The 10,535-nt window shown below is 43.5% G+C and carries 8 protein-coding genes; 4 read left to right on the top strand and 4 right to left on the bottom strand.

Annotation, left to right across the window (positions count from 1 at the left end):
• Window positions 1–236: 236 nt before the first annotated feature.
• Entirely contained in the window at window positions 237–1,871 is a 1,635-nt protein-coding gene (locus F6K53_RS31280; protein WP_293083386.1) for a dynamin family protein, read from the top strand.
• Between the two features lie 83 nt (window positions 1,872–1,954).
• Here the strand turns inward: F6K53_RS31280 and F6K53_RS31275 are convergent, their stop codons facing one another.
• Window positions 1,955–4,615 (bottom strand): ABC transporter substrate-binding protein, encoded by a 2,661-nt coding sequence (locus F6K53_RS31275; RefSeq protein ID WP_293083384.1) that lies wholly within the window; start codon window positions 4,613–4,615, stop codon window positions 1,955–1,957.
• Between the two features lie 430 nt (window positions 4,616–5,045).
• Here F6K53_RS31275 and F6K53_RS31270 point away from each other — a divergent pair, with 430 nt between their 5' ends.
• Together F6K53_RS31270 and F6K53_RS31265 are read left to right on the top strand one after the other, a co-directional pair.
• Window positions 5,046–6,629 carry a TIGR04222 domain-containing membrane protein gene (locus F6K53_RS31270; RefSeq protein WP_293083381.1) on the top strand — a complete coding sequence of 528 codons (1,584 nt, stop codon included), beginning with the start codon at window positions 5,046–5,048 and terminating at the stop codon, window positions 6,627–6,629.
• Between the two features lie 67 nt (window positions 6,630–6,696).
• Window positions 6,697–7,191 (top strand): hypothetical protein, encoded by a 495-nt coding sequence (locus tag F6K53_RS31265; protein WP_293021288.1) that lies wholly within the window; start codon window positions 6,697–6,699, stop codon window positions 7,189–7,191.
• Here F6K53_RS31265 and F6K53_RS31260 read toward each other — a convergent pair.
• The gene (locus F6K53_RS31260) at window positions 7,165–7,719 is read right to left on the bottom strand and encodes a hypothetical protein (RefSeq protein ID WP_293021289.1); all 555 of its coding nucleotides are present in this window, start codon (window positions 7,717–7,719) and stop codon (window positions 7,165–7,167) included. The genes F6K53_RS31265 and F6K53_RS31260 overlap by 27 nt on opposite strands.
• 777 nt (window positions 7,720–8,496) lie before the next feature.
• Here F6K53_RS31260 and F6K53_RS31255 point away from each other — a divergent pair.
• A complete protein-coding gene (locus F6K53_RS31255) occupies window positions 8,497–9,336 on the top strand; it encodes an SDR family oxidoreductase (protein WP_293083378.1) in 840 nt (279 codons plus the stop codon).
• On the opposite strand, the gene F6K53_RS31250 is transcribed toward F6K53_RS31255, so the two are convergent.
• A complete protein-coding gene (locus tag F6K53_RS31250) occupies window positions 9,241–9,651 on the bottom strand; it encodes a hypothetical protein (RefSeq protein WP_293069181.1) in 411 nt (136 codons plus the stop codon). The genes F6K53_RS31255 and F6K53_RS31250 overlap by 96 nt on opposite strands.
• Before the next feature lie 648 nt (window positions 9,652–10,299).
• Window positions 10,300–10,535 (bottom strand): hypothetical protein (locus F6K53_RS31245; RefSeq protein WP_293083375.1); only part of this gene is annotated, 236 nt, incomplete at its 5' end.

The raw sequence follows: 10,535 nt of genomic DNA, 5'->3' as shown, positions 1-10,535 counted from the left end.
TCATTAAGCCGATGCACACTATTAAGTTTTGTAACATTTTGCTTGCTTAGAGGGGTGAGGGGTTGCACCCCACATTTATCTTGCTATACTTAGATCAGTAGATGCACCCTGATGATCAAGAGAGTCAAACGAACGGCTCTCTATTTTTTTTGGCTATACTGTATTTGCTACCGTGCTTAGTGCTGGGTTCAAGTCGAGGAATCGAACCACAGACCAATTACTTAACACAACTTGTCATGGAAGATCAGCAAATCTATCAGTCTGTTGTTAATTCTCTTAGGTCTGCTATCGGTCTGCTTGATTTGGAGCAAGACTCACCCTTGCGAAAGGATGTAATTGCCCTGTGCGACTATCTAGAAAATCCCACATTTCGGATTGCTGTCTTTGGTCCGTTTAATTATGGAAAATCCACCTTGCTCAATGCTTTGCTAGGAAAGCGCACTCTGCCCATTGGTCTAATTCCCACTACAGGGGCTGCAATTCATATCCGATATGGAGAAGAATTGCATACTCGAATTACCCTGACTGATGGCACAGAAATTAGTGAAAATAGCACAGAGGTCTTGAAGCGCTATGCTATCTTAGATGAGCAACGGTGTATGCGCTCTGATGTCGCTTCGGTAGAGGTTTACTGTCCCCATCCCTTCCTAAAAACTGGTGTAGAATTTTTGGATTTACCAGGAACAAATGACCGGGAAGCTCAGGATAAATTAGTGCGCGACCAACTGCTAACAGCAGATTTAGTCGTTCAAGTGCTGGATGGTCGCCAGCTCATGACCTTGGGTGAGCGGGAAAACCTGAGAGACTGGTTAATAGATAGAGGAATCAAGACTGTTGTTTTTGTAGTCAATTTCCTGAATTTATTGGAACCTAATCAGCAAAAAGAAGTCCAGACTAGGCTACGGTTTGTAGCTGAAAGTTTTCGCTCGGAATTACCGAATACCCTTAGTAACTTGTATCGAGTTGATGCCCTACCTGCTTTGAGAGCTAGACTAAAAGGATTATCTGATCAAGCACATACGACGGGATTGGCGATGTTTGAATCAGCACTACAAAGTATGGTAGCTGCTCAACGGGAAAAGACAACGGTTCGCCTGGATCGTGTGGATGCGATCGCAACTCAGGTTAAAGCAGCACTACAGTCTAAAATCCAAGTCATCAACTCAGAATTAGAAACTGCCAAAGAGAAGCATCAGGCTAAACTTGAGCTACAACAAAAAGCTCAGAAATTGATTAAACAAGGATTCCAAGCCACTGTTTCTGATTTCGAGAGTTGGCTCTATTTGCCCAAACTGTTAGAACGCTATCAATCGAAACTTCTGACAGCACTTCAGCAAGGGGAATTTAACCCTTGGCAAGCACAATTCCAACAAGACATTGATGGATATCAAGAAGCAATCCAGGAATGGGTTGATAAAGCTTGTGAGTTTTTTGAGCATCAGTCCCCTGGTAAGCTAATTATTTCCGTTCCCGATACTCCCCAAGTTATTATACCTGAGCCTCCCGACTCTTCCGAGGAGTTAAAAAAAGTTATCCCAATTGCTCTTTATACTGGAATCCGTTTGGCTTTAAAAGGTAAAGTGGGCGCAGCCATGGCTGGAGGAGCTAGCTATATCCTCAGTAAAGGGGCAAAGAAAGATAAGTCAGATTCATCTGCTGACTCTTATGACGCTCAAGTAGCCCAAGCCTTAAGTGATGCAGCTCAGGATTATCTGACTGGTTTCAGTAAAGAAGCTTTTTCGATGGTGCGTCAGTATCAAACCAAGGCAGAGAAAGTGATCAGTTTGCCAAGAAATCAAGAACCACAGGATGTCAGCAGCCAGGTTTATCAGCTGCAGTTATTAAATAGTGTTTTGGAAAGATTGAATTAAGAATGGTGAATTAAGAATTTAGAATTCTGTCAGCCTTTGGCTGATCGCTGAATGCTGAATGCTGAATGCTGATAGCTAATATCTTAATGCTTTTGATCACAAGAAGAATACTCAAGGGGCACAAAGGCTAAACCAAAGAAGCTCTTGGGACAAGGTACGATATGAACTAATTCTCCAGGAGGATTCTTGCGATCACCGTTGGATTCAAACTCAATGGTTCCTGTTGCACCATCGGCACTAAAACCATCACTTGCTAATGTTTTCTGGATACCCTTACGTGTCGGTTTATTTGACATTTCTAACGCCTTAATCAACGTACGAGTGGCATCATAGGTGGTAGCTGTGGTCGGATTGACTGGTCCATGCCACAATTTCCTAGTGTCTTGAGTAAATTTTTGGTTAGGACTGCTTCGGGGATGCCAGGGAACAAATAAAACTACTTTCTCCAATAGCTTTGAATCTCCGATGCTTAGAGTCTGGGGACTATAGAGATTCCATCCCCCTACTATCAAATTACGACCGTTGTTAGCTTTGATTAACTCAATGGAATTCTCCAAAGCATCAGTGATTTGAGCATCTGGGAATAACACCAAGGCTGTTTCTTTATATTTGCTTACTTCCTTTAGGGCTTTGTTGGCGTTGAAGTTACTTTTGGATAACTTATACTCTCGGACTTTTATGATCCTTCCTCCCTTGGTTTCAAACTTTTGTTTTAATTTATTCCATGCATAGCTATTAACTGGGCTTTGAGGAGTGTAAAAAACTGCCACTTGGCGTTGATCTATCTTAAGTAGGTGCTCAACTAAACTATCAGTTTCGTCTTCAGTAGTAGGTACAGTCCGAAAGAAAAAATTTCGAGGGTTAGTTGTGAATTCTGTTGTCATGGCATAGGCAGAAATCAAGACCAGCTTCCCATTTTGATAAGTATCTACAGCGGCAAGAGTTGTTTCACTAGTCCAGTGACCGATGACTCCTAGAATACTCGATTGCTTCACCAATAAGCTTGCTCTTGCTTTCGCCTCTTCTTCACTATTGGCATCATCAGCAATTACGACTCTGAGTCCAATCCTATTATTAATCCCTTTACGGTTTAGAAAATCTTTACCTGGAAATTGCTGAATCAGTTCGTTATCGACTTCAAAGAGTCCCAAATTAACTTCAGTTTGAGCTTGGGCAATTCCTCGCAGAATTTCTTTAGCAGCATTGGCATCTTTTACTGATTGATTCGGGGTGTCAATGATGGGAATTGTAACAGCTATTGTATAATAGTTTTTTCCTTCAGCTTCCAGTAGCGCATTATTCAAGTAAATTAACGTTTCCGGATCGGCTCCATTCTGTTGCCAGGATTGTTTAAGTAACTCAACAGCTGTTTTATAGTGAGCTTTTGTCCAAAAGCAATTCCGAACTTTTTTCCTGGTTTCTTGACGCCAAATTCCTAAATAATTTCTGAATGGCTCCTGACACTTAGCTAGTAACTTCACACTCCGTTGCTTGAAACGTGGAGCAGAGGTTGTATCCAGTATCTCTTCCCCAGAACTAATCTTGTCTCCTAGCTTGTTAGGTTCTGTGCCAATTTTGTAAATTCCGTAAATGCTAACGATCGCAACAGTCCCTAAGGCTAATTTAATCAAAAGTTTAACTAATGATCCTGACACTGGCCAACGCCAAGGTTGTGCTTTAGGATGCTGATAAATCACTGGTAACCAAGTAGCGTAGGGTAATTTTCTATCTAATCGATTCTCTAGATAATGCAGTCTTTTTTGTGCTACTTTAACTGCCTTCTGGAGAGACTTTCCTTGAGAAAATTCTTCCAGAAAAAACCTGAGGAAAGTCTGGGCAACTTCATCGGGCACTGGCTCTTTCATAATAATGGCTTGTGGCATTTGTAATTTAGCTAGAGCATTGGCTAAACCTAAACCATCACAGCTATTAAATATAGCTAGCTTCAAGCCGTTTTTAATGGCTTGCTTGAGAGCTGGGATTAACTCATTAATGAGAATACTGTCTTCCTTATTTATATAAATTCGACCGGTTTCATCATTACATTCGCTAGAACTATGACCAGCAAAAAACAGAATATCCCAACCATCGTTTTCCCAAAGTTTTTGGTCTAACTCCTCTCGTGTCGGTTCTACTAGAAAGCAAGAGGATGAGTCTAAGCTAGAGACTTGCTGCCAATAGTTGCGGTCGGTTTCGATATCAATTCCCTCACTGTTACCAAGAATAGCTAATAGTCTGACCCGATTTCTCAGTTTAGTTTCTGGATGTGGCTGGTATTCCAAGGGAATTAAACTAAATTCAACGGAGTCATGATTATTTTCCCATACATCCCAGAGGTGCCATGGTAATCGTTGAAGCTGAGGATTATCGGTCTGAATCAATACCCGAGTATCACGATGACGGCTTAACTCAGTTGTTAATTGATCTCTGACCTGGTCAAAGCCATCGGATCTAGAATTCAGCCATTGGTTAATATTGTTCCTTAACTCGTCAACCAATTGCTCACAGGATTTAACCGAAGAGATGTACAGTCCTTTGGGAGTTAAGCGGGGGTTTCGGTAAAAATACTCTAAATTACGATATCCTTGCTGCCAATCGGTGTATAGTTGATAAATTTCGGGGTTTGGGGCCAACCGACTCATAATTTTTCCTTCAGCTGACTTGTCTGTTGTTCCCCATGTCAAAGTGACTCGAATTCCACTATCTAGGTCACCATCTAGTGTTAAAGTAACTACTCTATTCATTTCTATTGATTGCCGTATTTTGGTAGATTGCCAGATCCAATAAGCTACAGGAGTCTCCTTGACTCTGATTGACTTACGAAAATTTGCATGTTGATGATTAGCGCTGTTACTCCCTCAGGATTTACTAGGAATTTTAATCCTAAGAATTGTGAGTCAAGCAGCGCTTTAAGTTATGGGGGTATGGGATTCAGGCAACTAGCATACTTTATAGTATATAGATTATACCATATTTTTGAAATTATCCAGAAATATTTAAACTATCTTCACATTTATTTGAACAAAATCGCGACGCATTCCCCCACCTGGGCGTAGACCACGCTACGCGAACGCAAAATCAAAACACGTTTTCATAAAACCTTATTTTTGGGCTGAATAGAAATATATGGGTAGATTCAGGTAACTAGCATTGTACAGGAAAATACCAACAATTATGAACCTTCAACAAACCCAATTATATCAACGCCTTCAGGCATTTTCTTTAGATGACCCTGATGCTAAATTTCCCTTTAGCAAGCGACTAGCTCGGGAAAATCGCTGGAGTTTTAACTACACTCAGCGGGTAATTGAAGAATACAAGAAATTTGCGTTTCTAGCAGTAGTAGCTGGCCATCCCGTCTCCCCTTCTGACCCAGTAGATCAAGTGTGGCATCTACACTTGACCTATACCCATTCTTACTGGGGTGAATTTTGCCCAAACATTCTACAAACCCCCTTTCATCATCAGCCTAGTCGTGGTGGTGCCAGAGAAAAGTCTAAATTCGACGATTGGTACAGTAAAACCCTAGCCAGCTATCACTATTTCTTTGGGGAAGCACCACCATTAGATATTTGGGCACCTGCTGATATTCATGTTAGTCAGGATATCAATTTTGTGCGGGTAAACCCTCAGCAGCACTGGATTTTACCTAAAGTTAATTGGTTTTGCCCCCCTGCCCCCCAATTTTGGGGGGTAATGATGTCAAAGTCCCCCAGAATTGGGGGATTTAGGGGGCACTTACCTAAGGTTAGTTTAAACTCACTCCCCAACTTCAACCTCAACCAATACGCGATTGTTTTCCTATTGTTCGTTTTGACAGCAACAATCACAGGTTGTGAATCATTAGCCTTAGTCAATAGCGCAAATCCACTTAATTTTACAGGACCATTATTTCTCAGGTTCTATCTATTGCTAGCAAGTGCTGCGGTGGTCTTGGCCTACCGTTTACGTTGGTATCTACTACAACCAGCTTCCGCACCCTATGGGACATCCGTCTCTCTTGATCCCTATGAGACAGCTTATTTAGTTGGTGGTCAACAGCTAGCCATCGATACAGCCATCGTTAACCTTGTGCAGGAGCAACATTTACAACCTGTGCCCGAAGACCGAAGGCTAGAATTAATCAATCCCTTGCGTAACAAAACTAATCCCCTTGAACTTAAAATTGAGAATGCTGTCAAAATTGGTGAGAGCATCACTCAAATCAGAGCATCCGCTGCATCCGTTACAGACCAAATACGCGATCGCTTAACCGATCTCAATCTCTTACTTACAAAAGACCAAGCCCAATCAGCCCAGCAATATCCCGCACTGCCTCTGTTTGCTGTCTTGTTCTTAGGAATCAGCAAGATTATAGTAGGCATTTCCCGACATAAGCCAGTCGGTTTCTTGATCATACTGTGCGTCATCACAGCAATCATTGGTTTGTTCTTTCTGGTTGTACCAGTCAACCGTAGTCGTTATGGCGATACTGTATTAGCAAACCTAAAAGTTAAGCATCGGATGCTGCAAAATGCTCAAAACAATTCTCAACTAGCCCTGGCATTTGCTCTATTTGGTAGTACAGTTTTGAGCCAATATGGTCTAGAAGACTTGCTAAAGGTATTTAATCCTCCCAGCCATTCTGGTAATAGCGGTGGCTTCGGTGGCGGTGGCTTCGGTGGCGGTGGCAGTAGCTGCGGTGGCGGTGGCAGTAGCTGCGGTGGCGGTGATAGTGGCTGCGGTGGCGGCTGTGGTGGCTGCGGTGGCGGCGACTAAAGAATTATAGCGGTTCCGGCGACTGTGAGGTACATCTTGATCAGCCCTACTAGGGGAAAGCCATTTCTTGTGTACCTCATCCAACCACAGAACCGCTCTATTTGATCGTTATCCTTGTCTTCCTTATGGTGCCAAAGCATTGCTTGAGAGTGACTTTGATGATTGCTTTTGGCTCACCGTTGTTCATCACAGGAGGTCTCTTAGCAAAATATTTAATGATGCCATACCTCAAGGCCAAGCTAGGGCACTAGCTGAATTTTACGCATCAAAAACACCACCTACAGCTCAAGCAGAATCTAAGGAAGCAGTACCCGAAACGCCCAAGCCAGAAGCAAATCAGCCCCCTGTAGAGCCGAGCGCATTATCTGAAGCATCACAGATAGAAGCAGCACCCGAAATGACCCAACCACCAGAAGAGATTCAACCGCCAAAAGAGTCGAGCCAGCAACAGCAATGGGTGGACAGTCTAGCGCCAGACCTAGCTCAACTTTTGACAGATGTGCGATCGCGTAGCGTGACCTACGGTCAATCGCCCTTATTTTGCTTGATACGGCAGAGATGAATGGTGCAGATTGATTTTCAGATCACCGTTTTCATCGCGAACATAACCAAAAGAGTATTCTACCTTGATCTCGCTACCGTCTGTTTTGGTGAAAAAATACTCACCCATCGACATGGCTGTATCGCAGTTGGTAATAATTCCTTCATTCTCAAAGCGCACTTTGTTATAGGGCGCAAGAGCAAAACCTTTATCTTCGCTGATGCTGCCACCGACAAAATAAGACAAAGCCTCTTTCTCCGTGCCTCTGAACGGATCATCGCTGGCTAGTGTTGGTTTGAACAAAACCGTACCAAGATCATAAGCATAAAGCCTGTCAAGAGTACTTTGTGCTTCTGCTTGTGGGCTTTCTGCCTTGCCAATGGCGACAATGGCTTTGCCCCAGCTTTCCTGTGCAGCTAGAACATCGTTTTTTGTGACAGGATTTTCGCATGGCGCAGCCTGTGCCCTTGGCGTACCACCAACGTTCGTGCAACCAGTCATTGTGGTTACTGTGGATAGGATTAAAAGTCCAGAGAAATATGGTTTCATGGTGATCTTTTTCTTTTACTTTTATAAGACTAGGCGTAAATCTCAGTACAGGACAAAAGTTGCCAACAGAGCAGCGTGGGCGTAGCGCAATCGGTGCTTTTGAATAAAAAAAGCTGTTCGCGCAGCGTGAGCTTTAGCTCACGGCTGTTCCCTTAGCTTGGTCTACGGCCAACGGCTGACGGCACCTCAAGTAGCCTGAGCCAAAAGCTCACGGCTGTTCGCGCAGCGTGCGCGTAGCGCATATGCTGAGGTTACAGAGTTCGATATCAAGCTGCTGAATCCAGATTAAGCTGTTTAAGCGATCTCAACTCTGTAGCAATACCACAAATACTGTACCACTATTCCTCTCACATAATCCCAAATAATTGGGGTAAGTCGCTGATTTGAACTCTCCTCGACTTGAAACGTTGAGGATTTTGGGCTGATGCTGTGCAACCCTTGGCTAATCGCTGTTAGTTTACGACATTTTCGCACAGCAACGTATGTATTTTACATTACATTTACAAATATTTACATTTAGGCTAAAATTGATATAATAAAACAGCAATATCTATCGGGAAATCAAAAGCTGTTCAGGATTCAGCCAAAACTGTTACGTGATCATAACCTCTGGGAATTCTATTAGAAAGTCCTAGACAGGTTGATCTGACGTTACTTAATCCGGAACCAACAGCTCAACTGTTGAAGTCAAGCATATTCCTCCAACGGATCTATTTAGCGAGGGGTTCAGACTCGCTTTATTGAAATTGTTACGGATGTCCCTAAAGATTATACCTTATGAATATTACCATTATTGGTTGCGGTTATGTTGGCACAGCTCTAGCAAATTTCTGGCATCACCAGCAGGGTCACCAGGTTACAGCTACCACTACTACCCAAGAACGGGTAGCAAAGCTGAAGGAAGTCGCTTCACAGGTGGTGGTGATGAAAGGGGATGATACCCAAGGGATGCAGTCGGCACTTATTGATCAAGACACTATCGTCCTGAGTATTGCCCCGATCAGTAATAGGCAAGTTGATGCCAACTTCTACGAAGCCACCTACATCCCCACCGCTAGCAATTTGGTAGCAGCTTTAGCAGATAATCCCAATGTGAAGCAGGTAATTTACCTAAGTAGTTGCGCCGTCTACGGTAACCAAGAGGGGGCATGGGTAGATGAAAATTCTCCCATCGTTCCAGCCAACGAACATGGTCGGGTTTTGTCTTTGACGGAACATATTTTATTAGGGGCAAGCAGTGAAGAGCGCAATGTCTGTATCCTGCGCCTTGGTGGGATTTATGGTCCCGGTCGTGAGTTAAGCAAGCGGTTTGAGCGACTGGCAGGCACGACGCTTCCTGGCAGTGGCGATAACTTTATCAATTGGATTCACCGAGACGACATTGTTCAGGCCGTGGAATTTGCCCGACGAAACCGCTGCCAAGGTATCTACAACCTAGTTAACGACCTCAAACTCACGACGCGGGAGCTGACTGATCAAATATGCGATCGCTACAATCTCCCCAAAGTGTTATGGGATTCCTCACAACCTAACTTCCGAACCAATAACGCCCGTGTCCATAATCGGAAGTTGAAAGTTGCTGGTTATGAGTTGATTCATGCTCAAACCTTGATTTAAGCCCGCTGAACCAGAGAGGGCCAAAGCAGTTTCTACGACACCAGGAACATAGTCAAATTCGACAATTTTACCGATGGTGCGAAAACGTCCCAGGTCTTTCGGGTCAAAATCCAACATGCTGACTTTGTGACCGAAAACCCCTGTCTTTTCATCGACGACAATATCGCTGCCCTCTGTGGTTTCGGTAATGGAATTCATCCATCGTTCCAATTCTTGTTCATTAGACTTCGCGGCAGAAGTCGGGAACAGGGAACAGGGAACAGGGAACAGTGGACAAGAATTGACGTAAACACTATCATAAAAATACTTTTGCAAGAGGTCTATTGATTTGAACCCCCAATCGGTTCGCGGATTCAATGACGCGGTTCCGTGCATCTGCGGTTTGACCTGGTGTTGTACTCATGTGGGATATCCTGAATATATATAATTGATGATCAAGGATCACAAAGGTTAAAAAAACCTAAAAATTTGTGGCCTTGCTAAAGAGCTTGGGCCTTGATTTTACTAGGCTCGCAATGCAAGACAATAAGTTAAAAGCAGTGTCAAAGGCTAAATTCTTGGCTGCTTTTTCAGGAAGAGTATCTAGAAAGATATCATATTTATGAATGGTTGCAAGTAAGAGATCAAATTTATTTACAATCTCTGTACCAATGCAGATAGGATGGGAATATTTCTAACCCAGTTGCACAGCCCATCTGGTAAGAGTCGCCCATCTGGTACTAGTAAACCTTTGGGACAAATCTAATCATCAAACCCAATGGAAAGTGCATTGTCAACAATCAAGCGAAGCGATGCAGTCGGCTAAAGGCGATTGCCACGGGGCTTTCAAGGTGCCGACACAGGTTTGGCACCCAAACCCAAAACCATGAGCGACTGCATCAAGACAAGGCAGGGTTTATGGAGAACTCTCCCTGCTTATCCAACAAGATGCGTTTCCCCTACGATAGGCGGCTAGAGTAATTATCAACTCTTGAGCTGGTCAATATAAGCCTTAATTGCAGGTAGTGCTGTCATCTTTTCGTAGAAGAAATTGTTGACAATATTCATTACCTCTGCTTGGGCTGCGTCTACTTGGGGACCAAGGGGAACCCCCTCCTCCTGACGGCTGATGCAGCGGGATAGACGCAGCAGATGGCGCACGATCTCCAATTCCTCTTCCCCTTCCAAGACCTTGATCACTGACATAATCAGTTCATCAG

Source organism: Moorena sp. SIO4A1 (genome assembly GCF_010672065.1).
Classification (GTDB): domain Bacteria; phylum Cyanobacteriota; class Cyanobacteriia; order Cyanobacteriales; family Coleofasciculaceae; genus Moorena.
The sequence above is the reverse complement of the archived record's forward strand: the minus strand, read 5'-3'. Positions and strand labels throughout refer to the sequence as shown.

Excerpts from the sequence above, each read along its gene's own strand:
- F6K53_RS31280 (WP_293083386.1), top strand. The coding sequence starts at position 237 with ATGGAAGATCAGCAAATCTATCAGTCTGTTGTTAATTCTCTTAGGTCT.
- F6K53_RS31275 (WP_293083384.1), bottom strand. The coding sequence starts at position 4,615 with ATGAATAGAGTAGTTACTTTAACACTAGATGGTGACCTAGATAGTGGA.
- F6K53_RS31270 (WP_293083381.1), top strand. The coding sequence starts at position 5,046 with ATGAACCTTCAACAAACCCAATTATATCAACGCCTTCAGGCATTTTCT.
- F6K53_RS31260 (WP_293021289.1), bottom strand. The coding sequence starts at position 7,719 with ATGAAACCATATTTCTCTGGACTTTTAATCCTATCCACAGTAACCACA.
- F6K53_RS31255 (WP_293083378.1), top strand. The coding sequence starts at position 8,497 with ATGAATATTACCATTATTGGTTGCGGTTATGTTGGCACAGCTCTAGCA.